The sequence below is a fragment of the Paracoccus halophilus genome (assembly GCF_000763905.1).
GTDB lineage: Bacteria > Pseudomonadota > Alphaproteobacteria > Rhodobacterales > Rhodobacteraceae > Paracoccus > Paracoccus halophilus.
The window spans coordinates 1-23177 of sequence record NZ_JRKN01000025.1; the positions used below are offsets into that span (position 1 = coordinate 1).

The following is a 23177-nucleotide window of genomic DNA, read 5'->3' on the forward strand; positions in this document are numbered from 1 at the left end:
GATCAACATCCCGCTCAAGGCCTCCGATAATCATCGGAAACACAATGGACCCAACCCCCGGTCGGTGGGGTCCCTTTTGGACGCCGATCACCCCAGAAGCGGGGTCCTTATTCCACGCCGAACAACAGCCCGCTTGAAAGATTGGCGGCGTATCGCAACCCGTTACGACAGATGCGGAGACCTGTTCCTCTCCGCCATCTGCATCGCCGCCATCGTCATCTTTTGGCTGCCAAAATGAGTCCTGACCCTAAGACCATACCTGCTGAACCGGACCATCCAGAGACTGTTGATATCATTGGGCTTGATGATGTCGATTTGAGCGCTCTTGCGGGCAGCCTCAACAGAGTCACATCACCTTCAAGCGTTTCTGAGGCAGTAAAGCAGAAGATCGATACGCATCGCGATTTCTACAAGACCGGCGTTGATATCATCGATCAGGAGCACCTTGCCATTTGTCCGTTGTGTGAGCAGGGCATCACAGCGCCAGATCCAAAAGCCGTCATTGATGCGTATGTTGAATATTTCTCTGACGAAGAGGCGAAGCACAAATCAGAGCTTCGCCGATTCTATGGAGCACTAAACAACAAAGAGAAGCAACTTTCAGAGACTGAAAACAAGCTGGCACGCCAGAAGTCCCGCTATGACACGCTCAAGGTCTACCTTCCTTCCATGAAGCTGACTTTGCTTACCGAGAGCGAGAACGCGATCAAGGCAATGGCCGAGGCGATCTCTTCGCTCAAGAGCGCAATCGAGGAAAAAGCGAAGAGTCTTAGCCTTCCGGCGTCCCTTCCGGATGATGATCTCGCAGCACGCGCCCGTGTGATCAATCGGGTTATAGAGGATAACAACAAGAGCGTCGATGCACTAAGCCGGGCCGTGTCCAAGTCCGATGAGGAGCGTAAGAAGTCACAGCGGCAGGCTTGCGGAGTGTTTGAGCGAGAGTTCGCCATATTGCGGTGGCCGGACATTGAAGCGCTCAGGGCGCTCCAAAAGGATGAGAAGGACAAGACAGCAGCACTTGAAGCCCTGGAGAAGTCGAGCCCGTCCACGAATGCGCGTGCGCGAGTAGCAGAGACCTTCGAGTTTCTTCTGAAGGATTTCTTTGGCGATAAGTACGTCTTTGACAAAGATACCTTCGTTCTGAAGCGCGGCGCGCACGAGATGACGCGCGGGCCACACCGCACCCTCAGTGACGGGGAGAAGACCGCAATAGCCTTTTGCTATTTTGTGGCCTGCGTGCATCGGAAGGTCGCAGCGAATAGCGACTATCACCGTCTGTTCTTGGTTTTTGACGACCCTGTCACGTCGATGTCCTATGACTTCGTATTTGGGATCGCTCAAACACTGAAGAACCTGAACATTTCCGATCAGGGTGAAGTGTCCATCAATCCGGGGCATATTGACGGAAATAAGAGCAAACGGCCTGAGCTTTTGATCCTCACCCACAGTAGCTATTTCTTCAATATCTCTGTGGCGAACAAAGTCGTTGACGAGAATGCTGCTTTTGCCCTTCATCCTGATAAGGGAATTCACAAGATTTCGTGGCTTAAAAAATATGTAGCTCCATTTCAGGAACAACTAAAAGATATTGTCGAAATCGCCAATGGTCGCGATCCGGACCATTCAACAGCAAATGCGATCCGCTCTGTGCTGGAAGCGGTCGGGCGCTTCTGCAGGCCCGACAAGTCTTCCAGCCTGACATTGTTCGTACAGCACTTAGCTGCTGAAGATGGGATCATCATCAAAAGCGTTCTTATTAACTCATTTTGTCATGGTACGTACTATGATGAGATGCCTTCACCGGATGATCTGAAGTTGGCCTGTGCGGAAACGGTGCAGGTTGTAGAAAGGTACGCGGCCGGCCAAATCGAAGTGATCAAAGGCATTGCGGCACAGGGCTGAACCTCCGCGCGGCTACTCGAGAAAGCAGCCATTCGCTGCGCTATTGCCCCAAGGTCCGCTCCGGGCCGGTCCTTGTCGACCGAACAAAACTCCGCCGTCATTTTAACCTGTCAGGCGCTCGTCACCGACAGTCCAGCGGCAAGCGATAATCTTCCGACAAATAAGTCAGCTCTGCTGCCGCAAAGGAAGCATAGTGGCAATTGAGGAAGAATATCGTGGCAATTCACACACACCGGGAAACTGGTCGGAGCGAGAGGATTCGAACCTCCGACCCCCTGCTCCCGAAGCAGGTGCGCTACCAGGCTGCGCTACGCTCCGACCGTGGAGGGGCAGGTATCCCTTGAGACAGCGGAATGCAAGGGGAAACTTGCCCCCCGCCCGTGCCGCTCAACGATCGCGCAGCAGGCGTTGCAGCAGCGTCCAGCGCGGCGCCGTCACCCCTTCGGCATGCAGCCGCGCGCCGGTGACCGGACGCAGATGCGAGGCCCCCCGGCGCTCGCGCATCAGGATATAAAGCCCCGAGGCCACGATCAGCGCCGCCCCCGCGATCGTCGCGCCATCGGGCCGCTCGTCGAACAGAAACCAGCCGTAAGCCGTGGCCCAAAGGATCTGCGAATATTGCATCGGCGCGACATTGGTCGCCTCTCCGGCCTGATAGGCCATGATCAGGAGAAACCCCGCCAGCAGGCCCAGTATCGCGATCACGCCGGTCAGCGCGAGATCCGCGAACTCCATCGGCCGGTAGGCAAAGCCCAGCGAAACGCCGGTCAGCAGGAAGTTCCCGATCATCGGCCACAGGATCAGGATCACGGTGCGCTCGGACCGGCCCAGCTTGCGCACCGCGATGGCCGAAATCGCCGTCGCCGTCGCCCCCGCCAGCGCCGCCAGATGACCAAGGCCAAGCTCGCTGGCACCGGGGCGCAGCACGATCAGCACCCCGGCCAGCCCGGCCAGGACGGCAAGGGCGCGGTGAATGCCGACCTTTTCGCCCAACAGCGGCACCGAAAGCACGGTAACCAGCAGCGGCGCGGCGAACAGGACGGAATAGACCTGCGCCAGCGGCAGCGTCGAAAAGGCGTAGAAGCCGCCGATCCCCGAAATCACGATGCAGGACGAACGCAGCCCCACCCAGAACGGCCTGCGCGGTCGCAGCGTGCCCTGGGTCGGATCGCGCAGCAGCAGCACGGCGATCGGCGGAAAGGACAGAAGCGCCGAAAAGAACAGGATCTGCAGCGCCGGATAGGTCGCGCCCAGCAGCTTGATGATCACGTCATGGGTCGAATAAAGCCCCATGGCCAGCAGGGCCAGAAGCGCACCCTTGATATTTCCCGGCGTCATGACCCTCTCCCCAAGGCATGCACGGATGTCAGGGCCGCGCGCGAACGCGGCCTGCGCCCTTACAGCGCCGACAGAGCCTTGACGACGTGATCGCCCATTTCCGCGGTCGAGACCGGCGTGCCGCCCTGCGGGCCCATCAGATCGGCGGTGCGCACGCCCTCGGCCAGGACCTTTTCGACCGCCTTTTCCAGCAGATCGGCCTCGGCGCCCAGATCGTAGCTGTAGCGCAGCGCCATGGCAAAGCTGAGGATGCAGGCGATCGGATTGGCCTTGCCCTGCCCGGCGATATCGGGGGCCGAGCCGTGAACCGGCTCGTACATCGCCTTGGGCCGGCCGTTCGCCATCGGCGCGCCAAGGCTGGCCGAGGGCAGCATGCCCAGGCTGCCGGTCAGCATCGCGGCGGCATCCGACAGCAGGTCGCCGAACAGGTTGTCGGTCACGATCACGTCGAACTGGCGCGGATTGCGCACCAGCTGCATGGCGCCATTATCGGCATACATGTGGGACAGCTCGACATCCGGGTATTCGTTGTCATGCACCCATTGCACCTCTTCGCGCCACAGGATGCCGGATTCCATGACATTGGCCTTTTCCATCGAACAGACCCTGTTGCCACGCTTGCGCGCCAGCTCGAACGCGGCGCGGGCGACGCGCCGGATCTCGCCCGAGGTATAGCGCTGCGTGTTGATGCCGACTCGGCCGCCCTCGTTTTCCGGGTTGTTGCCGTCGTCATGAATGCCGCGCGGCTCGCCGAAATAGACGCCCGACGTCAGCTCGCGCACGATCAGGATATCCAGCCCGGCGACCACCTCGCGCTTGAGCGAGGAAAAATCGGCCAGCGCGTCGAAACACTGCGCCGGCCGCAGGTTGGCGAACAGGTCCATCTCCTTGCGCAGGCGCAGCAGCCCGCGCTCGGGCTTCACGCTGAAATCGAGATTGTCGTATTTCGGCCCGCCGACCGCGCCCAGCAGCACCGCATCCACCTGCTGCGCCTTTGCCATGGTCGCATCGGCCAGCGGCACGCCATGGGCATCATAGGCCGCGCCGCCGACCAGATCCTCGCTGACGTCAAAGGACAGGCCGCGATTCTGTTCGAACCAGCCGATCACCTTGCGCACCTCGGCCATGACTTCGGGGCCGATGCCGTCGCCGGGCAGGATCAGCAGGGAATAGGTGGTCATCGCGGGCATCCTCATGGGCTTGTCACAGTTGTGAAACCGCCTAGCCTTGCTGCTCCGCTGCGTCAAGTTCACGGCGAATTGGCTTGCGCCGGAAAGCCGCATCGGGCGGGATGGGGAGGCGTCCCAACCTCGGCAAACAAGGTCTGCAACGATGAAAATTCCCGTCCACAGTGCCGGCGCCCTTGTCCTGATGACGGGAATCGCGCTGGCGGGCGGTGGCATGACCGTGCAACTGCCCGACGTTTCGGACCTGCCCGAGACCGAAGCGAGGGCGATGCTCGCCGATCTGGCCAGGGTGAACGTGATCACCGCGAACTGCCCGGATTACCCGATCAGCGAAGGGGAATGGACGCTGATCACCGGCACCGGCGACCGGCTGGCGGCACGGCTGGGGCTGGATGCGGCCAGCTATGACAAGTCCTATTACGCGCCCGCCTTCGAGCTGCTGGCCGATCCCGGCACCTGCGACCGGATCGGCCCGATGGCGCAGCCGATGATCCGGCGCCTGATCGGCATGGGCGGCGATACCGAACGCCTGTCGCAACCGCAATAGCCCCGCACCGCCTTGCCCAGCACCGCGGCGCGCCTTAGCCTGCCGCCATGACCGCCGAACCGACCTACAGGGGATTCGCGCTGGATGCCGAAACGGCGCTGGCGCTTTTGCAATGGCAGACCGAGATGGGCGCGGATGAGCCCTGTCTCGACGCGGCCCTGAACCGCTATGACCTGCCCGAGCGGGCGGAAACCGCGCCGCGCCCGGCACGGCCGGCTGCTGCCGCCCCCGCTGCTGACCGCGCCGCTGACCACGCCGCCGCGCCTGCAGATGCAGGTGCCGATCTGCTGGCCCGGGCCGAGGCGATGGCGGGCGCGGCCGCCGATCTTGCCGCGCTGGCCGCCGCGCAAGAGGCCTTTGACGGGATCGACCTGCGCAAGGGCGCGCGCAATTTCTGCTTTGCCGATGGCAACCCGGCCGCCCGCGTGATGATCGTCGGCGAGGCCCCGGGCGAGGAGGAGGACCGCCAGGGCCGCCCCTTTGTCGGACGCGCCGGCCAGTTGCTGGACCTGATGTTTCACGCCATCGGCCTGTCGCGCGAGGCGGTGGACGCGGAAAAGGCGCTGTACATCACCAATGTCCTGCCGTGGCGGCCGCCGGGGAACCGCCGGCCCGAGCCGGCCGAAATCGCGATGATGCTGCCCTTTCTGCGCCGCCATGTCGAACTGGCGCAGCCGGACCTGCTGGTGCTGATGGGCAATACGCCCTGCATGGCGCTGTTGAACCGGCAGGGCATCACCCGGCTGCGCGGCGAATGGACGACCGTGTTCGGCCTGCCGGCGCTGCCGATGACGCATCCCGCCTATCTGCTGCGCATGCCGCAGGCCAAGCGCGAGGCCTGGGCGGATCTGCTGTCGCTGGCCGCCAGGCTGGACGGGGACTAGGGGCCTGGGGCGCGCGGCTTAACCCTGCACCTCGGCGCAGCCCTGCAATTCGATTGCGTCCCGCGCGCCGATCAAGGTCAGGCGCAGATCGTCAGGGTCCAGCGGAAACGGCTTGCCCGAGGCGGCGACGAAATCCGCCTCGACCGCCATGCGGCCGCCCTCGTCGCGCAGTTCGGGGGCCGAGACCCAGACATCGCTGCCGCGCAGCTCAAGCGCCACCTCGTCGCCCGCCGCGCGGCCGGTCTCGGGCAAAAGCGCGGTGACCCGCATCCCGTCCTCGATCTCGCGGATGCGGCAGGCGGGCTGCAGATCGGCGGGCACCGGCAGCCGCGCCAGCGCCGCCTCGATCAGCGGGTCCGGGGCGTCACGGGGCGGATCGGCCCGCAGGCTGACACTGACCGGCACGCAGATATCCTCGCAGATGCCCATCTCGACCTCGGCGCGCAGCTCGACCGGGGCGCCGGGGCGGGCCGGGGCGATGCGGATCGGCAGCACCAGACGCTCGTGATAGCCCAATGTCCGCTCGCCGCCCGAATCGATCACCTCGGGCAGCGGCCAGAGCATCTCGACCCGGCCCAGATTGGCGGAACCCTGCCAGTCGAATGCCGGCGGGATGCCGGCGTCGCCGGGGCTGCGCCAATAGGTCTTCCAGCCCGGCTCAAGCCGGACATCCAGCGCGGTCATCCGCGCGCCATCGGCGGTGACCCAGCCGGGCAGCAGCTCGGCCGAAACCAGCCCGGGCGGATTGCCCTGCGCCAGGGCCGGCAGGGCGGTCATCAAAAGCAGGGCAAGCGTTCTCATGCCCGATATCTAGCCCCGCGCCCCCGCCTGCGTGAAGTCACAAAACCGGCAATCCCTTGCGAAACCGCCCGGCAAGGCCGATCTTGGGTGAAAGCGCCAAGGATGGAGCGGGCGATGGACGAGGACGCGAACCTGACCGGCAAGATGCTGATCGCCATGCCCGGCATGCGCGATCCGCGCTTTGAACATTCCGTGATCCTGATCTGCGCCCATTCCGACGAGGGCGCGATGGGGCTGGTCGTCAACCGCGCCATCCCCGAGATCGGCTTTTCCGAATTGCTGGCACAGCTGGACATCGCCGCCAGCGACGATCTGATCGAGATCCCCGTCGGCTTTGGCGGCCCGGTCGAGCCGGGGCGCGGCTTCGTGCTGCATCACGTGCCCCGCGGCATCGAGATCGGCGTGGACGGCATGCGCATCGCCGAGGATCTGGCCATGTCCACCACCCGCGACATTCTGGAAAACTACGCCCGCGGCCACGGCCCGCAGCCCGCCATGCTGGCGCTTGGCTATGCCGGCTGGGGTCCGGGCCAGCTGGATTCCGAGATACGCCAGAACGGCTGGCTGACCACCGAACGCGGCGACGAGATCATCTTCGGCACCGACAATGCCGGCAAATGGCGCGCCGCGCTGCGGTCACTGGGCATCGATCCGGTGGTCCTGTCACCGGATGCCGGCCACGCCTGACGGCAAAAGTGACGTTGGGTCACGAACCTGCCTTGCGCCGCTGTAACGTGGGGTTTCGATTGCCGGAGCGCCCTGTGCCAATATGATCCTGCCCGAGGATCAGCATGCGCCAGCCCGCGGCGCGACACAGGGAGATTGTCATGACCTATACCGCCCCGGTCGAACAGATCGAGTTCATCCTGAACAAAGTCGTCTCGTTCCCGCAGCTTGCCGGAACCGAACTTTTCGCCGAAGCCACCCCCGAAACGACGAGCGCCATCCTGACCGAGGCCGGCAAGCTGGCGGGCGAAGTCATCGCCCCGGTGAACCGCGCCGGCGACCTGACCCCGGCGGCGCTGGAAAACGGCAAGCTGCGCTCGAGCCCCGGCTATGCGGATGCGTTCCGCGCCCTGGCCGAGGGCGGCTGGATCGGCGTTTCGGCCAATCCGGAATATGGCGGCATGGGCCTGCCGCAGGCGCTGAACATGGCGGTGAACGAGATGGTCGCCTCGGGCTGCCTGGCGCTGCAACTGAACCCGATGCTGACGCAGGGCCAGATCGAGGCGCTCGAGCATCACGGCAGCGATGAACTGAAATCGCTTTACCTGCCCAAGCTCATCTCGGGCGAGTGGTCGGGCACGATGAACCTGACCGAGCCGCAGGCCGGATCGGATGTCGGCGCGCTGACCACCAAGGCCACGCGCAATGACGACGGCACCTATACGGTTACCGGGCAAAAGATCTTCATCACCTGGGGCGACAGCGACGTGACCGAAAACGTCTGCCATCTGGTGCTGGCCCGCCTGCCCGATGGCGGCCAGGGAACGCGCGGCATCAGCCTGTTCATGGTGCCGAAATTCATCCCCGACGCGGACGGCAATCCCGGCGTGGCCAATGATCTGCGCGTGGTCAGCCTGGAACACAAGCTGGGCATCCATGGCAGCCCCACCTGCGTGATGAGCTTCGAGGGCGCCAAAGGCTGGCTCGTCGGCGAAGAGCACAAGGGCATGGCCGCCATGTTCACGATGATGAACGCGGCGCGTCTGGGCGTCGGCGTCCAGGGCGTGGCCCAGGCCGAGGCGGCGCTGCAACAGGCCACCGAATACGCGGCCGAGCGCGTGCAGATGGGGCCGATCATCCGCCATCCCGACGTGCGCCGCATGCTGGCCGAATCGCGCGCCGAGGTATTCGCCGCGCGCGCCATCTGCCTCGCCTGCGCGACGGCGCTCGACATGGCCCGCGCCACCGGCTCGGATGACTGGGCCGCGCGCGCCGCGCTGCTGACCCCGATCGCCAAGGCCTATGGCACCGATATCGGCATCCGCGTCTGCGACACCGCCGTGCAGGTCCATGGCGGCATGGGCTATATCGAGGAGACGGGCGCCGCCCAATATCTGCGCGACGTGCGCATCACCGCCATTTACGAGGGCACGAACGGCATCCAGGCGATGGATCTGGTCGGGCGCAAGCTGTCGGACGGCGGCGCGGCGGCCATGGCGCTGCTGGACGAGATCCTGGACGGCGCCAAGGCCGCGCAGGCCGATCAGCCCGAACTCGCCGAGCAGGTCTGGCAGGCCGCCGAAACCCTGCGCGAGACGACGCTGGAACTGCTCGACCGCGACCTGAACGAGCGCTTTGCCGGCGCGGTGCCCTATCTGTCGGCCTTTTCGCGGGTGCTGGGCGCCGCCTTTCATCTGCTGGCCGCGCTGCGGGGCGGCAACAGGGCGCTGGCGCGGGTCTATATCACCCGCATCCTGCCGCATTTCGCCGCCGATCTGGCCGCCGCACGGGCCGATCTGGCCGATCTGGAAGCGATCGACGAAGCGGTATTGCTGGGTCGGATGGCAGGGTGATCCACAGCGCGGCGGACACCCCACCCGCCGGGGGCGATGCGATCGAGATCGCGCCCGGCGTGCTGTGGTTCCAGTTGCCGCTGCCGTTCAAACCCGATGCCGTCAACGTTTATGCGCTGCGCGATGACGATGGCTGGACGCTGGTCGATACCGGCATCGACACCCGGCGCGGCCGTGCGCTGTGGCAGACCATCCTGCGGGGGCCGCTGGCCGGCGCCCCCATCACCCGGCTGATCGCCACGCATCACCATATCGACCATATCGGGCTGGCCGGCTGGTTCCGGGAACAGGGGGCGGAGCTATGGACCTCGCGCACCGCCTGGCTGACCGCGCGGATGGGGATCCTCGACGTGCAGGAACGCCCGACACCGCAGGCCCTGGCATTCTGGCGCGCCGCCGGCATGCCCCCCGACCTGATCGAGGAGCGCAGCCATGAGCGACCCTTCAACAGCGCCGATTACTGCGCCCCGCTGCCGCCCGGCTACCTGCGCCTGCACGAGGGGCAGGAAATCGCCTTTGGCGCGCGGCGCTGGATGGTGCGCATGGGCCATGGCCATGCGCCCGAACATGTCACGCTCTGGTCGCAAGACGGCGATCTGGTGATCGGCGGCGACCAGATGCTGGCCACGATCTCGCCGAATCTGGGCGTCTATCCGACCGAGCCCGGCGCCGATACGGTCGGCGACTGGCTGGAAAGCTGCGCGCGGCTGGCCCTTCATGCCCGGCCCGATCAACTTGTCCTTCCCGGCCACAAGCTGCCCTATCGCGGGCTGCCCACGCGGCTGCGGCAACTGGCCGAGAACCAGCGCGCCGCGCTGGAGCGCATCATCACCGGGCTGAGGCAGGGGCCGCGCAGCGCGGTCGGGTGTTTCGATCTGCTCTATCGCCGCAAGATCGCCAAGCCCGAATTCGGTCTGGCCCTGGCCGAGGCGGTCGGCCATATCAACCATCTGCATGCCGCCGGCCGGGTGTGGCCCGTCGGCACGGACGCGCAGGGCGCGCGGCTCTGGGGGGCGTGACAGCGCGGCGGTCATCGGTTATCCCATGGCGCAACGCTTCGCAGTTCAGGACTCAGACATGGCCTCGCATAACGAAATCACCGAACACAAGCACGGCGACATGGACATTCGCGCGCAGCAGGCGACATTCACCGGCTTTGTCAGGGCGGGTGTCTGGGTCTGCATCCTGTCGATCCTCGTGCTGGTCTTTCTGGCGCTGGCCAACGGCTGATTCCCCGAAGGCGGAGATTCGATGATGCAAAGGCGCGCGTTTCTTGCGCTGTCGCTGCCGGCCGCACTCGCGGCTTGCGGCGCCGACAATATCTGGGCCAGCGACGAGTCGGTGCGCCGCGCGCGCTATGTCTCGGACGAGCCGCCCTCGATCACGCTGTTCACGGTGATCGGCATTCCGCGCGGCGAAGGTGCCCATACCGCGCTGCTGATCAATGGCAGCCAGCGGATCATCTTTGACCCGGCGGGCAGCTGGAACCACCCCTCGATCCCCGAGCGCCATGACGTGCTTTACGGGATCACGCCGAACTTCAAGAATTTCTACATCGACTATCACGCGCGCGAAACCTATTGGGTGGCCGAGGATACCAGGCCGGTCCCGCTCGAGGTCGCGAATGCCGCGATCCGCGCGGCCGAGGCGCAGGGCGCCACCAACAAGAGCTTCTGCGCCGTGGCGACCGGGCAGGTGCTGCGCAAGGTGCCCGGGTTCGAGGGCGCACCCTCGGGCTTTTCGCCGCTCAGGATGCGCCAGTGGTTCCTGACCCTGCCGGGCGTGACCTCGAAAAAGCACATGGACGGCGATCCGGCCAACAACCATAACGTGCTGCTGCGCCAGAAAAGCGGCGTCGTGGCGGGCTATGACGCGCGCGGCCAGCTTCAGGCGGTCAGGTAAAGCGCCAGATAAAGCGCGGTCATGCCGCCCAGAATGGCGGCCAGCAGATTGCGCGTCGCCATGCCCACGGCCAGCGTGACCGCCGCCGCGATCAGGCGCGCCGGATCGGGCTGGCCATCCGTGGCGGCGGGCCAGGCGACCAGCGGCGCCGCGATCGCCGGCAGCACGCCCACCGCCGTATAGCGCAGCAATCGCCGCACCCAGCCCGGCATCGGGCGGTTGCCGACAGCGCCCAGAAACGACCAGCGCAGGGCATAGGTGCCCAGCCCGGTCAGCAGGATGATCGCCCAGATCGTCAGGTCGGAATAGCCGCTCATGCCCGCATCACCCGCCGGCGCTCGGTCCATGTCTCGACAAGGGCGCCGCTCAGCATGGCCAGCGGCGCGGCGACGAACAGCCCGGTCCCCGCGGGCAGAAAGGCAAAGACCAGCGAAGCCAGGATCGCCACCAGCGCCGCCACGACATGCGCAAGCGTGCGCAGCATCGGCCCGATCATCGCAAGGAAAGTGATCGGCACCGCGAAATCCAGCGCCAGGCTGTCCGGGATCGCCCGGCCCAGGACATGGCCCAGTGCGCAGGCGATGATCCAGGGCAGGCAGGCCCCGATCGAGGAGCCAAGGAAATAGCCCACCCGTTGCGGCACGGTCAGCCGGGGATGCTTTTCGTAATGCTGCAGCGACAGCGCAAAGGTCTGGTCGATCAGCAGATAGGCGATCAGCCCGCGTTCGCGCGGCCTCGCCTCGCCCAGCCATGGCACCAGCGCGGCCGAATACATCGCCATGCGCAGATTGACCGCGACCGCGGCCAGGATGATGATCGCCGCCGGCGCATGATCCATGATCATCTGCACGGCGGTGAACTGCGACGCGCCGGCCAGCACGATCACCGAAAACCCCAGCGCCTGGGACAGCTGCAGCCCCGCCTCGGCGGCGACCACGCCGAACAGCATGCCAAAGGGCACCAGCACCAGCATGAACGGCAGCGACTGCACGATGCCGTGGCGCAGGGCCTGCGCGGGCGTGCGGCCCAGCGCGCGGCGCTGCGCCGGGGTCAGATCATGGGCGGAAATATGCTCTGCTGTCGCGGGCATGCTGGAACGCGCTCGTCTTTCGGGTAAGCTTCGCGGCAGATTGGCCAAGCGCCCGGCCGGATACAAGACCAGAAAACCGACGACCGGACCCCGCCCGTACCATGCAAGCCGATCCCGGCCCCATCCGCATCCTGCACGGCATCGCGCCGCAGCATCGCATTGCCGCCGCGGCGCTTTACTGGCGGTATTTCGGCGCGCAGATCCTGCCGCTGCCGACGACACCGCGGCAGGGCATCACGCTGATTCGCGCCGCCCTGCGCCCGGATCACGCGCTGATCGCGCTGGCGCCCTCGGGCCGAATGGTCGGCATCGCCGGCATCCGCGACGCAGGTGGCGGCATCCTGCGCCCCGATCCAAGCAGCTTTCACGCCGTCTGGGGACCGGTCCGGGGGCAGTTGCGCCATCGCGCGGCAGGCTTGTTCCGCGCCGGGCCGCCGACATCGGATCTGATTCTCGACGGTATCGCGGTGCGCCCCGGATGGCGCGGGCGCGGCATCGCCCGGCTGCTGGTCGGGACCGCCATCGCGCATGCAAGCCAGACCGGGCATCGCGCCCTGCGGGCCGAGGTCGCGGCGGGCAATCACGCGGCACTCGCGGCCTGGCGGGCGATGGGCTTCGCGCCCATGGCGCGTGTCCGGCTGGGCTGGCCCTGGAGCGCGCCCGCCCATGTGCTGCGGCTGACGCTGTAGCCAAGGCGCGCGGGCGCCGCCCTCAGCCGTCGTTCGCGCCATCCGGGTCCTTGCGCGCGGCGCCCGGCCCAAGCATGCCCGCCACCTGCGCCAGCAGCGTGAAGGCCCGGCCCGAGCGCGTCGCGGCCAGAACCGCCAGCAATTGCGGGTTTCGTTCTTCTGCCTTGCGGTTGAGCAGCCGGTCGAAATGGCGCAGGAAATGATGCGCCACGTCGCGGAAAACCTCATCCCCTTGCAGCATGGCGGCGGCGGTTTCCAGCGCCTCGCGGTCGGTGATCACGGCCAGCCCGGCCACGGCATCGCCGCGCGCGCCTTCGGCAAAGCGCAGCCACAGATCCGCATCGGTCTCGGGCATGGGCAATTCGTCCATGAAGACGCCCTGGCCGGCCAGCAGCGTCACCACGTCCTGCGCCGCCCGGATCAGCCGCGCCAGGCCCGGATCGGCCAGGGCCAGGCGCAGGCAGCGAATGGCCTCGCGATCCTCGGGTCCGTCGGGAAAATTCAGGGCAAAGAACAGCTCGGGGGCGGTCAGTTCGGTCACCGGCGGCGAATCAAGCTGCAACTGCGCCTGCCGGCCATCGGCCGTGGCGGCGGCTTGCGCCGGCGCGCGCGGCATCGCCGGAGGCGGCCGCGCGGCGGCCGGGCGGGGCGGTTCGGCCACGGGTGCGGCCTGCCGCGCCGGCGTTTGCGTGGGCATAGGCTCGGGCATGCGCTCGGGCCGGCTTTCCTGCATCTGGTCCAGCATGGCGCGCAGCTCGTCGGCCTCGTCGCGCAGCAGCGACAGGCTGCGCGCGGACCAGACGGCAAGCCAGATCAGCGCGAGCGGCATCAGCAGCCCGACCGTCCAGATCAGCCAGCCGCTGTCCTGCCCGTCGCCTTCCGGCGTCAGCGCGGCGAACAGGGCGGCGAGCACCAGCCAGGCCAGGCTGGCGGCCATGCCGATCAGCAGCAGCCGGCCGCGCCGCCGCTCGGCGATCAGTTGTTGCAGGGCGTCCCTTGCGCTCATCCGAGCCTGTTCCCGCCGCGATCAGACATAGCGGATCACGATGATCTCATAGGATTTGCCGCCGCCCGGGGTGACCACCTCGACGCTGTCGCCCTCATCCTTGCCGATCAAGGCCCGGGCCAGGGGCGAGCGTACGTTGAGCAGACCGCGCTCCAGATCCGCCTCGGCCTCGCCGACGATCTGATAGGTCTTTTCTTCCTCCGTATCCTCGTCCAGCAGGGTGACCGTGGCCCCGAACTTGATGCTGCCCTTCAGCTTCGAGGTGTCGATCACCTCGGCACGCGAGATCAGCCCTTCGAGTTCCTTGATCCGGCCCTCGACAAAGCTCTGCTTCTCGCGCGCGGCGTGATATTCGGCATTTTCCGACAGATCGCCATGCTCGCGCGCCTCGGCGATGGCGCGGATGACGGCCGGGCGTTCGACCGCGCGCAGATCGCGCAATTCCTGGTCCAGCTGGTCGAACCCCGCACGGGTCATCGGTATCTTTTCCATTCCGTTCCTTCCGGTCGCATTCGCGCGATAAATGCCTGCGCGAAACAAGTTGCTGGAACGCCCCCGGCCTTGGGCCGGGGGCGCTCGCTCAAATTCCGCAACGCATCGTGGCCGGTTCCGGGTCGCGTTTCAAGCCCCGCCGGCAGCCATGGGCGGAACGCCACTGGGCCCGGCCTATGGCACCGCATTTGCGCGCAGCGTTCCAATTGCGCGCAAGATTGTTACAGGCTAGGTCTTTTTCAGGGGAATTAGCCAGGAAAGCGGAGTCCGAGCCATGTCTGAAGGCAGCCAGATCGAACGCGAGTCAATGGATTACGATGTCGTCGTCGTCGGAGGCGGCCCTGCGGGCCTGTCGGCGGCCATCCGGCTGAAGCAGATCAATCCCGAACTCTCCGTCGTGGTGCTGGAAAAAGGCTCCGAGATCGGCGCCCATATCCTGTCCGGCGCGGTGCTGGACACCTCGGGGCTGGACCGGCTGATCCCGGACTGGAAAGACCGGGGCGCCCCGGTCACCACCGAGGTGCAGGAGGACAATTTCTACATCCTGGGCGAGGCGGGCCAGATTCGCGTGCCGAACTGGCCGATGCCGCCGCTGATGTCGAACCACGGCAAATACATCGTTTCCATGGGCAATGTCTGCCGCTGGCTGGCCGAACAGGCCGAGGCGCTGGAGGTCGAGGTGTTTCCCGGCATGGCCTGCTCGGCGCTGGTCTATGACGGCGGGCGCGTGGCCGGTGTCGTTGCCGGCGAGATGGGCCTCGAGGCCGACGGCAAGCCCGGCCCCAATTACGAGCCGGGGATGGAGCTGCGCGGCAAATACGTGCTGATCGCCGAGGGCGTGCGCGGCAGCCTGGCCAAGGAACTGATCTGGAAATACAGCCTGTCCGACGGCCATGATCCGCAGAAATTCGGCATCGGCATGAAGGAGATCTGGGAAATCGACCCGAAAAAGGCCCGGCCCGGCACCGTCACCCACACCATGGGCTGGCCGCTGGGCAAGAATGCCGGCGGCGGCAGCTTCATCTATCACCTTGAGGGAAATCAGGTCGTGGTCGGCTTTGTCGTGCACCTGAACTATGCCAATCCGCATGTCTATCCCTATATGGAATTCCAGCGCTTCAAGCATCACCCGCTGGTCGCCGAACTGCTTGAGGGCGGCAAGCGCGTCGCCTATGGCGCCCGCGCGATCAGCGAGGGCGGCTGGCAGTCGATCCCCAAGCTGACCGTGCCGGGGGCGGCGCTGCTGGGCTGCTCCGCCGGGCTTGTGAACGTGCCGCGCATCAAGGGCAACCATAACGCCATGCTGTCCGGCATCGCCGCCGCCGAGGCCGCCGCCGCCGCCATCGCGGCCGGGCGCGCGGGCGACGAGCTGACCGATTACGAGGCCGAGGTCCGCGGCGGCGCCATCGGCAAGGACCTGCGCCCGGTACGCAACGTCAAGCCGATCTGGTCGAAACTGGGCCTCTGGGCCAGCCTCGCGCTTGGCGGTTTCGACATGTGGGTGGCGAACCTGACCGGCTGGAACCCGCTGGGCAGCTGGAAACACGGCAAGACCGATGCCGAGGCGACCGGCAAGGCCGCCGATCACAAGCCGATCGCCTATCCGAAACCCGACGGCAAGCTGTCCTTCGACCGGCTGACCAATGTCAGCTTCTCCTTCACCAATCACGAGGAATCGCAGCCCTGCCACCTGCGCCTCAGGGATCCCTCGATCCCGATCCGGGTCAACCTGCCCGAATACGCTGAACCCGCGCAGCGCTATTGCCCGGCCGGCGTCTATGAGGTGATCGAGGATCAGGACGGCCCGCGCTTCCAAATCAATTTCCAGAACTGCGTGCATTGCAAGACCTGCGACATCAAGGATCCCAGCCAGAACATCAACTGGACCACGCCCCAGGGTGGCGACGGGCCGAACTACCCGAATATGTGATCGCCTGACACCGCGCGGGGCCCGGGGCGGCGTTGCCCTGTGCCGCCCCGGCGGCTAGGGTCGCGGCGGGAATTGCCAAGAACTGGGCCGAAGCCGTGACAACAAGAATGATCCCGCTGGCGCTGATCGCGCTGACCGCCGCGCCGCTGCTTCCGGCGCCTGTGCCCCATGGCGCGGCCATGGCCGCGCCGCTGCTGGCCCAGTCAGAGACGCCCGACAGCAGCGAGCGGCCGGCCCATCGGCCCGAAACCGCGGAAACGACCGGGGATAAGGCCGAAACCCCGGCACCCGATGCCGCATCCGGCAGCGCGATACGCGGCCTGGCCGGGCCTTATCTGGCCGCCGGCATGGCCGCGAGCCTGAACGATTTCCCGAAGGCGGGCGACTATTCCCTGCGCGCATTGGCGCAGGACGACACCAACCCCTTTCTGCAGGACAGCGCGCTGGTCGCGCTGATCTCGGCCGGGCAGATGGAACGCGCCGCCGCGCTTTCGCTGACCATGGCCGATCAGGGCCGCGCGACCGAACTGGCGCAGCTGGTCCGGCGCGCGGAACTGGCCCGGAGCGAACGCTGGGACGATCTGGTCGCCGATATCGATGCCGGCTCCGGCGGCATGGCGGGCGGCAGCGACCTGGGCAGCGTGCTGGTCGATGGCATGATCCGGGCATGGGCGCTGCTGGGCGCCGGACAGGCCAGCGAGGCGCTGTCCGAATTCAAGCGCCTGTCGCAGATCCGTGGCGCGGCGCCGGTGGTGAACTATCACCTTGCCCTGGTCCGGGCGAAGGTCGGCGATTTCGAGGGCGCCGAGCTGCTGCTGGCCGATCAGAGCACCGGCGCGCATATCCTTGGCGTCACCGCCCGCGCGCAGATCCTGTCGCAGCTTGAACGCAACGCCGACGCGATCGCCATGCTCGAGAACACGCCCGGGTTCGACGAAGAGCCGCATCTGGTGGCGCTGCGCGACCGGCTGCGGGCGGGCGAGACGCTGCCCTTCGATTCCGTGCGCACCCCGGCCGACGGCATGGCGCAGGTCTATCTGACCTTCGGCTCGGTCCTGCTCAGCGATGACGAGCCCAATCTGATGACGCTGATTCATGTTCGGCTGGCCGAATACCTGTCGCCCGATCTGGGCGAGGCGCGGTTGCTGGCCGCCCAGCTTCTGCAAAGCTTCGGCCAGTTCGATCTGGCCGAGCAGGAATTCGACGCCCTGCGCGACCTGGGCGAGATGCGCCCCATTGCCGAACTGTCGCGCATCGACGCGCTGGCCCGGGCCGAGCGCCTGAACGACGCCGAAAAGGCCGCGCTGTCGCTGACCGCGACGCATCCCGACCTGGCGCAGGGCTGGATCGCGCTTGGCGACCTGCTGCGCCAGCAGGAGAAATTCGCCCAGGCGATCCCGGCCTATGACAAGGCGCTCAGCCTGATCGGCGACCGCTCGCCCGAAATGCGCTGGTTCCCGCTATATGCGCGCGGCATCGCGCTGGAACGCGCCGGCCAGTTCCCCAAGGCCGAAAGCGATTTCCGCGCCGCACTTCAGATCCGTCCCGAATCGGCGCAGGTGCTGAACTATCTCGGCTACAGTCTCGTGGACCGCAACGAAAACCTCGACGAGGCGCTGCGCCTGATCCAGCGCGCGGTCGAACTGCGGCCGAATGACGGCTATATCCTCGATTCGCTGGCCTGGGCCTATTACCGCCTCGGCCGCTTTGACGAAGCGGTCGCCCCGATGGAGCGCGCCGTCGCCACCATGGCCAGCGACGCGCTGGTCAACGACCATATGGGCGACATCTACTGGATGGTCGGACGCCGGCGCGAGGCCGAGATCCAGTGGCAGCGCGCCCTGTCGCTGAAGCCCGAGACCGAGGCCGAGACCCGGCGCATCCGCGCCAAGCTCGATCGCGGTCTGGACGCCGTCCTGGCCGAGGAAAAGGCCAATGGCGGAACCCTGCCCGAGCCGCACAGGCCCGAGCGGGCGCCGGCCGAAACCGACCGGGACTAAGGCATGAGCCTGCCCCGGCGCGAATTCGCGCCCGCCAAGCTGAACCTGACCCTGCATGTCACCGGCCGCCGCCCCGACAGCTATCACCTGCTCGATTCGCTGGTGGTGTTTCTCGACATAGGCGATGTGGTGACGGTCGCGAAGGGGCCGCTGGCGCTTGCGGTCACCGGCCCCTTCGCGGCGGCGCTTGCCGGCCAGACCGACAATCTCTGCCTGCGCGCCGCGCGGCTGGCCGGACGCGAGGTCGCCATCGGGCTGGAAAAGAACCTGCCCGTCGCCTCGGGCGTCGGCGGCGGTTCGGCCGATGCGGCCGCCGTGCTGCGCGCGCTGGATGCCGATCCCGGGGCCGCCGCAAGCCTGGGCGCCGATCTGCCCGTCTGCATGGCGGGGGTTGCGACACGGATGCGTGGCCTGGGCGAGATCCTCGCGCCGCTGCCCGACCTGCCGCCACTCCATGCGGTGCTGGTCAATCCGGGCCGCGCGCTCTCCACACCGGCGGTCTATGCCGCGCTCGAGCGGCGCGACAATCCGCCGATGCCCGATCCTTTGCCCGATTTTCCCGACGCGGCGGCGCTGATCGGTTTCCTGCGCGCATGCCGCAACGATCTGCAGGCCCCGGCGATATCGCTGATGCCGGAAATCGCCGACTGCCTGGCGGCGCTGCGCGACAGCGGCGCGGCCCTGTCGCGCATGTCGGGATCGGGCGCCACCTGCTTCGGTCTCTACGCCGCCGCGACCGATGCGCGGGCGGCGGCGGCCGGCATCGCCCGGGCCCGGCCCGGCTGGTGGGTCGAGACATCTGGACTCGCGCCGCCAAAGGGCTAATTTGCTGGCAAACAAGGGGGAATCATGCAGCGTCTCGGCGTCAACATCGACCATGTCGCAACCATCCGCAACGCGCGCGGCACGCCATGGCCCGACCCGGTGCGCGCCGCGAAACTGGCCGAGGAGGCGGGCGCAGACGGCATCACCGCCCATCTGCGCGAGGATCGCCGCCATATCTCGGACGGCGATATCGACCGGCTGATGACCGCGCTGCGCCTGCCCCTGAACCTGGAAATGGCGGCCACGCCGGAAATGCAGGCCATCGCGCTGCGCCACCGCCCGCATGCCGTCTGCCTGGTCCCCGAAAAACGCGAGGAGCGCACGACCGAGGGCGGGCTGGACGTCGCCGGGCAGGAAAGCTTCATGGCCGATTTCATCGCGCCGCTGCGCGAGGCGGGCTGCCGCGTGTCCATGTTCATCGGCCACGAACCCGCCCAGATCGAGGCTTCGGCCCGGATCGGCGCCGCCGTCGTCGAACTCCATACCGGCGCCTATTGTGACTACGATACCGAAGGGCGCATGGCCGAACGCGATGCGGAACTGGCCGCGCTGCGCCGGGGCGCGGCGCTGGCGCACAGCCTCGGACTCGAGGTCCATGCCGGCCATGGCCTGACCTTCGACACCGTCACGCCGATCGCCGCGATCCCCGAGGTCAGGGAGCTGAATATCGGCCATTTCCTGATCTCGGAATCCGTTTTCATCGGCCTCGACGGCGCGATCCGGGAAATGCGCCGCCGCATGGACGCGGCGCGCGCGTCTTCTTCTTCATGAAAATATCCAGGTCACCGGACGGGCCGCTTGCATGATCCTCGGCATCGGGACGGATCTGTGCAATATCGACCGGATCACCGGCACGCTCGAGCGGTTCGGCGACCGCTTCCGCAACCGCGTCTTCACGGAAACCGAACTGGCCCGGGCGCGCCGCCGCAAGGATGAGGCGGGCACGCTCGCCAAACGCTGGGCCGCCAAGGAGGCCTGCTCAAAGGCGCTTGGCACCGGGCTGGCCATGGGCATCAGCTGGAAGGACATGGCGGTCGGCAACCTGCGGACGGGCCAGCCCACAATGGAGCTGACCGGCTGGGCGGCCGAACGTCTTGCCGCGATGACGCCGCCCGGCCACCGCGCCCATGTCCATGTCACCCTGACCGACGATCACCCCTGGGCACAGGCCTTCGTGGTGATCGAAGCCCTTCCCATGGGCGTGAACGCGGCGCCGAAACCCGGCACAAGCGCTTGACTTTGCCATATCGCGCAGCCCATGAACGCGCGAATTTCGCATGAGGGAACGGCATCCATGGCCAAAAGCGACGCCCGCAAGGATGGGGGCATCTGGGAAACGATCAAGACCATCTTTTGGGCTTTGGTGATCGCGGGCGTGTTCCGCACGCTGTTCTTCCAGCCCTTCTGGATCCCCTCGGGCTCGATGAAGGACACGCTGCTGATCGGCGATTTCCTGTTCGTCAACAAGATGGCCTATGGCTATTCGCGCGTCTCCTGCCCGTTCGAGATGTGCCCGATCTCCGGCCGCATCCTCGGATCGGAACCGGAACGGGGCGATGTCGTGGTCTTCCGCCACCCGACGCGCGGCGACGATTTCATCAAGCGCGTGATCGGCCTGCCCGGCGACCGCGTGCAGATGAAAAACGGCCTTCTGTGGATCAACGGCCAGGAAGTCCCGCAGACCCCCGCCGGCACCTTCACCGAGCTGAACGAGCCGCAGGGCCCGCAGCAGGGCCTGCCGAAATGCGCCAATCAACCCGCCCTTCAGGGTGGCCAGTGCGAAAAGCCGCGCTATACCGAAACGCTGCCCAATGGCGTCAGCCACAGCGTACTGAACATCTTTGACGGCGGGCCGGGCGACAATACCGGCGAATTCACCGTCCCCGAGGGCAATTACTTCTTCATGGGCGACAATCGCGACAATTCCGGCGATTCGCGCTGGCCGGCGGCGACCGGCGGCGTCGGCATGGTGCCGGCCGAATTCCTGATCGGCCGCGCGGACCGGATCATGTTCTCCTCGGCCGGGAAATCGCTGCTGTATTTCTGGACCTGGCGCGGGGACCGCTTCTTCAAGGCGGTCGAGTAAGGGATGAATTGCCGCGGCGCCTGCTGCCGTGGCAGGATCGGGCGATGAAGATATCCACCGAACTGCGCGCATTCTCGAAACGGCTAGGGCACGATTTCGCGCGCCCAGAACTGTTGCAGCGCGCGCTGACCCATGGCTCGATCTCGACCGCGACGCGGCCCGACAATCAGCGGCTGGAATTTCTGGGCGACCGGGTGCTGGGCCTGACCATGGCCGAGGCGCTGTTTTCCGCCGACCGCGCCGCGACCGAGGGCCAGCTGGCGCCGCGCTACAATGCGCTGGTCAAGGGCGAGACCTGCGCCGCCATCGCCCGCCAGATCGGCCTGGGCGAGGTTCTGAAGCTGGGCCGTTCGGAAATGCTGTCCGGCGGGCGCCGTAAGGAGGCGCTGCTGGCCGACGCGATGGAGGCGGTGCTGGCCGCCGTCTATCTGGATGCCGGGTTCGAGGTCGCGCGGCAGGTCATCCTGACCCTCTGGGCCGATCGGCTGGACAATGTCGATGACGATGCGCGCGACGCCAAGACCGCCTTGCAGGAATGGGCGCAGGCCAATGGCATGAGCCCGCCGCGCTACGTCCAGACCGCACGCTCCGGCCCCGACCACGCGCCGGAATTCGAAATCACCGTCCGGCTGGATGACGGGCGCGAAGCCCATGCCAGCGGCAAGGGCACCAAACGCAGCATCGAACAGGCGGCCGCGCAGGCGCTGCTCGACCGCATCGAGGGATCGACATGACCGAAACACGCGCGGGCTTCGCGGCCCTGATCGGCGAACCCAATGCCGGCAAGTCCACCCTGCTCAACCGCATGGTCGGGGCCAAGGTCAGCATCGTTACCCACAAGGTCCAGACCACCCGCGCCCGCATCCGCGGCATCGCCATGCACGGGCCGGCGCAGATCGTCTTTGTCGACACGCCGGGCATCTTTCGCCCGCGCCGGCGGCTGGATCGCTCGATGGTCAAGGCGGCCTGGGGCGGCGCGGCCGATGCCGACGTGATCCTGCTCTTGGTCGAGGCTCATCGCGGCCTGACCGAGGGCGCGCAGGCGATCATCGCGCAGTTGCGCGACCATGCCGGCCAGATCCCGGTGGCGCTGGTCATCAACAAGATCGACCGGGTGAAGTCGGAAACCCTGCTGGCCCTGTCGCAGCAGCTCAACGAAAGCTACGATTTCGTCGCGACCTTCATGGTCTCGGCCGAAAAGGGCTATGGCTGCGCCGATCTGATGGACTGGCTGGCCGGACAGGTCCCCGCCGGGCCATGGCTCTACCCCGAGGATCAGGTGGCCGATCTGCCCATGCGCATGATCGCGGCCGAGATCACCCGCGAAAAGCTGACCCTGCGCCTGCACGAGGAAATCCCCTATCAGCTGACGGTCGAGACCGAAAAATGGGAAGAGCGCAAGGACGGCTCGGCCCGCGTGGATCAGATCGTCTATGTCGCCCGCCCCGGCCACAAGGGCATCGTTCTGGGCAAGGGCGGCGAAACGATCAAGGCCGTCGGCCAAGCCGCCCGCGCCGAGCTGACCGAATTCATGGGCCGCCCAGTGCATCTGTTCCTGCAGGTCAAGGTGCGCGAGAACTGGCTGGACGAGGCCGAGCGTTACAGCGAAATGGGTCTGGACTTCCGCGACGGCGATGCCTGAGGCCCGCCTTGCCGCCGGCATCTGGGTGGCGGCCTATCTGCGGCGCCTGTCGCTGGCCGATATCCCGGCCTATGTGGCCCGCCACGGCGATGACACGGCCGGCGCGGTGATGGTGAAATGCGCCACGCTGGACGGGCGCGCCAGCCTGTGGAGCCGGGAATGGGATCTGGAAAGCGACCGGCGCCAGTGGCTTCGCCTGTCCGAGGGCGACGAGCGCGAGATCGACGCCCAGATCGCCCGCAGCACCGCCCGCGACCCCGATCTCTGGGTGATCGAGATCGAAAGCCGGGGCGGCCGGACGCTGCTGGACGAGCCGGGCCTGGCCTGATCCCCGGCA

Annotated in this window: 25 protein-coding genes, 1 tRNA gene and 1 pseudogene; 19 read left to right on the plus strand and 8 right to left on the minus strand. The window is 66.7% G+C overall.

The genetic code is table 11. The features are described from left to right. A pseudogene (locus IT41_RS21655) lies at positions 1-238 on the plus strand (hypothetical protein); the annotation flags it as partial. Then, a complete protein-coding gene (locus IT41_RS14560; protein ID WP_081967574.1) occupies positions 235-1902 on the plus strand; it encodes an AAA family ATPase in 1668 nt (555 codons plus the stop codon). The pseudogene IT41_RS21655 and the gene IT41_RS14560, both read left to right, overlap by 4 nt. Before the next feature lie 241 nt (positions 1903-2143). On the opposite strand, the gene IT41_RS14565 is transcribed toward IT41_RS14560, so the two are convergent. The 3 genes from IT41_RS14565 to leuB all read right to left on the minus strand — a co-directional run bounded on the left by IT41_RS14565 (position 2144) and on the right by leuB (position 4421). Beyond that, a tRNA-Pro gene (locus tag IT41_RS14565) sits at positions 2144-2220 on the minus strand. Positions 2221-2289: 69 nt separating this feature from the next. Continuing rightward, entirely contained in the window at positions 2290-3240 is a 951-nt protein-coding gene (locus tag IT41_RS14570; RefSeq protein ID WP_036742734.1) for a DMT family transporter, read from the minus strand. A 59-nt stretch (positions 3241-3299) separates the two neighbouring features. Further along, on the minus strand, positions 3300-4421 hold the full coding sequence (gene leuB, locus IT41_RS14575; protein ID WP_036742783.1) for a 3-isopropylmalate dehydrogenase: 1122 nt from the start codon (positions 4419-4421) through the stop codon (positions 3300-3302). Positions 4422-4572: 151 nt separating this feature from the next. Between leuB and IT41_RS14580 the strand changes: the two genes are divergently transcribed. Next, the gene (locus IT41_RS14580; RefSeq protein ID WP_036742736.1) at positions 4573-4974 is read left to right on the plus strand and encodes a hypothetical protein; all 402 of its coding nucleotides are present in this window, start codon (positions 4573-4575) and stop codon (positions 4972-4974) included. A gap of 47 nt (positions 4975-5021) precedes the next feature. Then, positions 5022-5858, plus strand: a complete 837-nt coding sequence (locus IT41_RS14585) for a uracil-DNA glycosylase (RefSeq protein WP_036742738.1) — start codon at positions 5022-5024, stop codon at positions 5856-5858. Between the two features lie 18 nt (positions 5859-5876). Here IT41_RS14585 and IT41_RS14590 read toward each other — a convergent pair whose 3' ends face one another. Beyond that, entirely contained in the window at positions 5877-6659 is a 783-nt protein-coding gene (locus tag IT41_RS14590; protein WP_036742740.1) for a protein-disulfide reductase DsbD domain-containing protein, read from the minus strand. Between the two features lie 114 nt (positions 6660-6773). On the opposite strand from IT41_RS14590, the gene IT41_RS14595 reads away from it, so the two are divergent. The 5 genes from IT41_RS14595 (at position 6774) to IT41_RS14615 (ending at position 11080) form a co-directional block, all read left to right on the plus strand. Next, entirely contained in the window at positions 6774-7346 is a 573-nt protein-coding gene (locus IT41_RS14595; protein WP_036742784.1) for a YqgE/AlgH family protein, read from the plus strand. Between the two features lie 140 nt (positions 7347-7486). Further along, a complete protein-coding gene (locus IT41_RS14600; RefSeq protein WP_036742742.1) occupies positions 7487-9178 on the plus strand; it encodes an acyl-CoA dehydrogenase in 1692 nt (563 codons plus the stop codon). Next, on the plus strand, positions 9175-10197 hold the full coding sequence (locus IT41_RS14605) for an MBL fold metallo-hydrolase (RefSeq protein ID WP_036742744.1): 1023 nt from the start codon (positions 9175-9177) through the stop codon (positions 10195-10197). Before IT41_RS14600 ends, IT41_RS14605 begins: the two co-directional genes overlap by 4 nt. A 58-nt stretch (positions 10198-10255) precedes the next feature. Further along, positions 10256-10408, plus strand: a complete 153-nt coding sequence (locus IT41_RS14610; RefSeq protein WP_036742746.1) for an aa3-type cytochrome c oxidase subunit IV — start codon at positions 10256-10258, stop codon at positions 10406-10408. Between the two features lie 24 nt (positions 10409-10432). Beyond that, the gene (locus IT41_RS14615; protein WP_052081634.1) at positions 10433-11080 is read left to right on the plus strand and encodes a hypothetical protein; all 648 of its coding nucleotides are present in this window, start codon (positions 10433-10435) and stop codon (positions 11078-11080) included. Here the strand turns inward: IT41_RS14615 and IT41_RS14620 are convergent. After that, positions 11065-11397: an AzlD domain-containing protein gene (locus IT41_RS14620; RefSeq protein ID WP_036742747.1), complete on the minus strand. Its 333-nt coding sequence runs from the start codon at positions 11395-11397 to the stop codon at positions 11065-11067. The two genes, IT41_RS14615 and IT41_RS14620, sit on opposite strands and share 16 nt — an antisense overlap. Continuing rightward, positions 11394-12170, minus strand: coding sequence for an AzlC family ABC transporter permease (locus IT41_RS14625; RefSeq protein WP_036742748.1), 777 nt, complete (start codon positions 12168-12170; stop codon positions 11394-11396). The genes IT41_RS14620 and IT41_RS14625 overlap by 4 nt, the downstream gene beginning before the upstream one ends. 101 nt (positions 12171-12271) lie before the next feature. On the opposite strand from IT41_RS14625, the gene IT41_RS14630 reads away from it, so the two are divergent. After that, positions 12272-12859 carry a GNAT family N-acetyltransferase gene (locus IT41_RS14630; RefSeq protein ID WP_036742749.1) on the plus strand — a complete coding sequence of 196 codons (588 nt, stop codon included), beginning with the start codon at positions 12272-12274 and terminating at the stop codon, positions 12857-12859. A gap of 22 nt (positions 12860-12881) precedes the next feature. On the opposite strand, the gene IT41_RS14635 is transcribed toward IT41_RS14630, so the two are convergent. Next, complete coding sequence (locus IT41_RS14635) at positions 12882-13865, minus strand: hypothetical protein (protein WP_036742750.1); 984 nt, start codon at positions 13863-13865, stop codon at positions 12882-12884. A 21-nt stretch (positions 13866-13886) separates the two neighbouring features. Next, a complete protein-coding gene (greA, locus tag IT41_RS14640) occupies positions 13887-14357 on the minus strand; it encodes a transcription elongation factor GreA (protein WP_036742751.1) in 471 nt (156 codons plus the stop codon). 274 nt (positions 14358-14631) lie between these two features. Between greA and IT41_RS14645 the strand changes: the two genes are divergently transcribed. The 9 genes from IT41_RS14645 to IT41_RS14685 all read left to right on the plus strand — a co-directional run bounded on the left by IT41_RS14645 (position 14632) and on the right by IT41_RS14685 (position 23168). Further along, positions 14632-16287: an electron transfer flavoprotein-ubiquinone oxidoreductase gene (locus IT41_RS14645; RefSeq protein ID WP_036742752.1), complete on the plus strand. Its 1656-nt coding sequence runs from the start codon at positions 14632-14634 to the stop codon at positions 16285-16287. A 95-nt stretch (positions 16288-16382) separates the two neighbouring features. Further along, entirely contained in the window at positions 16383-18287 is a 1905-nt protein-coding gene (locus tag IT41_RS14650; RefSeq protein ID WP_036742753.1) for a tetratricopeptide repeat protein, read from the plus strand. Between the two features lie 3 nt (positions 18288-18290). Then, positions 18291-19112 (plus strand): 4-(cytidine 5'-diphospho)-2-C-methyl-D-erythritol kinase, encoded by an 822-nt coding sequence (locus IT41_RS14655; protein WP_036742754.1) that lies wholly within the window; start codon positions 18291-18293, stop codon positions 19110-19112. 24 nt (positions 19113-19136) lie between these two features. Beyond that, the gene (locus IT41_RS14660; RefSeq protein WP_036742755.1) at positions 19137-19883 is read left to right on the plus strand and encodes a pyridoxine 5'-phosphate synthase; all 747 of its coding nucleotides are present in this window, start codon (positions 19137-19139) and stop codon (positions 19881-19883) included. 31 nt (positions 19884-19914) lie between these two features. Next, complete coding sequence (acpS, locus tag IT41_RS14665) at positions 19915-20349, plus strand: holo-ACP synthase (RefSeq protein WP_036742756.1); 435 nt, start codon at positions 19915-19917, stop codon at positions 20347-20349. Between the two features lie 57 nt (positions 20350-20406). After that, positions 20407-21198 carry a signal peptidase I gene (gene lepB / locus IT41_RS14670; RefSeq protein WP_036742757.1) on the plus strand — a complete coding sequence of 264 codons (792 nt, stop codon included), beginning with the start codon at positions 20407-20409 and terminating at the stop codon, positions 21196-21198. Between the two features lie 44 nt (positions 21199-21242). Further along, complete coding sequence (gene rnc / locus IT41_RS14675; protein WP_036742758.1) at positions 21243-21932, plus strand: ribonuclease III; 690 nt, start codon at positions 21243-21245, stop codon at positions 21930-21932. After that, entirely contained in the window at positions 21929-22840 is a 912-nt protein-coding gene (era, locus tag IT41_RS14680; protein ID WP_036742759.1) for a GTPase Era, read from the plus strand. The genes rnc and era overlap by 4 nt, the downstream gene beginning before the upstream one ends. Next, positions 22833-23168 (plus strand): DUF1491 family protein, encoded by a 336-nt coding sequence (locus IT41_RS14685; protein ID WP_036742760.1) that lies wholly within the window; start codon positions 22833-22835, stop codon positions 23166-23168. Before era ends, IT41_RS14685 begins: the two co-directional genes overlap by 8 nt. Positions 23169-23177: the final 9 nt, after the last annotated feature.

Bases quoted from the DNA above. Each gene is read 5' to 3' on its own strand.
- era (WP_036742759.1), top strand. From the start codon at position 21,929: ATGACCGAAACACGCGCGGGCTTCGCGGCCCTGATCGGCGAACCCAAT.
- acpS (WP_036742756.1), top strand. From the start codon at position 19,915: ATGATCCTCGGCATCGGGACGGATCTGTGCAATATCGACCGGATCACC.
- IT41_RS14630 (WP_036742749.1), top strand. From the start codon at position 12,272: ATGCAAGCCGATCCCGGCCCCATCCGCATCCTGCACGGCATCGCGCCG.
- rnc (WP_036742758.1), top strand. From the start codon at position 21,243: ATGAAGATATCCACCGAACTGCGCGCATTCTCGAAACGGCTAGGGCAC.
- IT41_RS14645 (WP_036742752.1), top strand. From the start codon at position 14,632: ATGTCTGAAGGCAGCCAGATCGAACGCGAGTCAATGGATTACGATGTC.
- greA (WP_036742751.1), bottom strand. From the start codon at position 14,357: ATGGAAAAGATACCGATGACCCGTGCGGGGTTCGACCAGCTGGACCAG.
- IT41_RS14570 (WP_036742734.1), bottom strand. From the start codon at position 3,240: ATGACGCCGGGAAATATCAAGGGTGCGCTTCTGGCCCTGCTGGCCATG.
- leuB (WP_036742783.1), bottom strand. From the start codon at position 4,421: ATGACCACCTATTCCCTGCTGATCCTGCCCGGCGACGGCATCGGCCCC.
- IT41_RS14610 (WP_036742746.1), top strand. From the start codon at position 10,256: ATGGCCTCGCATAACGAAATCACCGAACACAAGCACGGCGACATGGAC.
- IT41_RS14625 (WP_036742748.1), bottom strand. From the start codon at position 12,170: ATGCCCGCGACAGCAGAGCATATTTCCGCCCATGATCTGACCCCGGCG.
- IT41_RS14615 (WP_052081634.1), top strand. From the start codon at position 10,433: ATGCAAAGGCGCGCGTTTCTTGCGCTGTCGCTGCCGGCCGCACTCGCG.
- IT41_RS14660 (WP_036742755.1), top strand. From the start codon at position 19,137: ATGCAGCGTCTCGGCGTCAACATCGACCATGTCGCAACCATCCGCAAC.
- IT41_RS14595 (WP_036742784.1), top strand. From the start codon at position 6,774: ATGGACGAGGACGCGAACCTGACCGGCAAGATGCTGATCGCCATGCCC.
- IT41_RS14590 (WP_036742740.1), bottom strand. From the start codon at position 6,659: ATGAGAACGCTTGCCCTGCTTTTGATGACCGCCCTGCCGGCCCTGGCG.
- IT41_RS14685 (WP_036742760.1), top strand. From the start codon at position 22,833: ATGCCTGAGGCCCGCCTTGCCGCCGGCATCTGGGTGGCGGCCTATCTG.
- IT41_RS14580 (WP_036742736.1), top strand. From the start codon at position 4,573: ATGAAAATTCCCGTCCACAGTGCCGGCGCCCTTGTCCTGATGACGGGA.
- lepB (WP_036742757.1), top strand. From the start codon at position 20,407: ATGGCCAAAAGCGACGCCCGCAAGGATGGGGGCATCTGGGAAACGATC.
- IT41_RS14585 (WP_036742738.1), top strand. From the start codon at position 5,022: ATGACCGCCGAACCGACCTACAGGGGATTCGCGCTGGATGCCGAAACG.
- IT41_RS14655 (WP_036742754.1), top strand. From the start codon at position 18,291: ATGAGCCTGCCCCGGCGCGAATTCGCGCCCGCCAAGCTGAACCTGACC.
- IT41_RS14600 (WP_036742742.1), top strand. From the start codon at position 7,487: ATGACCTATACCGCCCCGGTCGAACAGATCGAGTTCATCCTGAACAAA.
- IT41_RS14635 (WP_036742750.1), bottom strand. From the start codon at position 13,865: ATGAGCGCAAGGGACGCCCTGCAACAACTGATCGCCGAGCGGCGGCGC.
- IT41_RS14620 (WP_036742747.1), bottom strand. From the start codon at position 11,397: ATGAGCGGCTATTCCGACCTGACGATCTGGGCGATCATCCTGCTGACC.
- IT41_RS14560 (WP_081967574.1), top strand. From the start codon at position 235: ATGAGTCCTGACCCTAAGACCATACCTGCTGAACCGGACCATCCAGAG.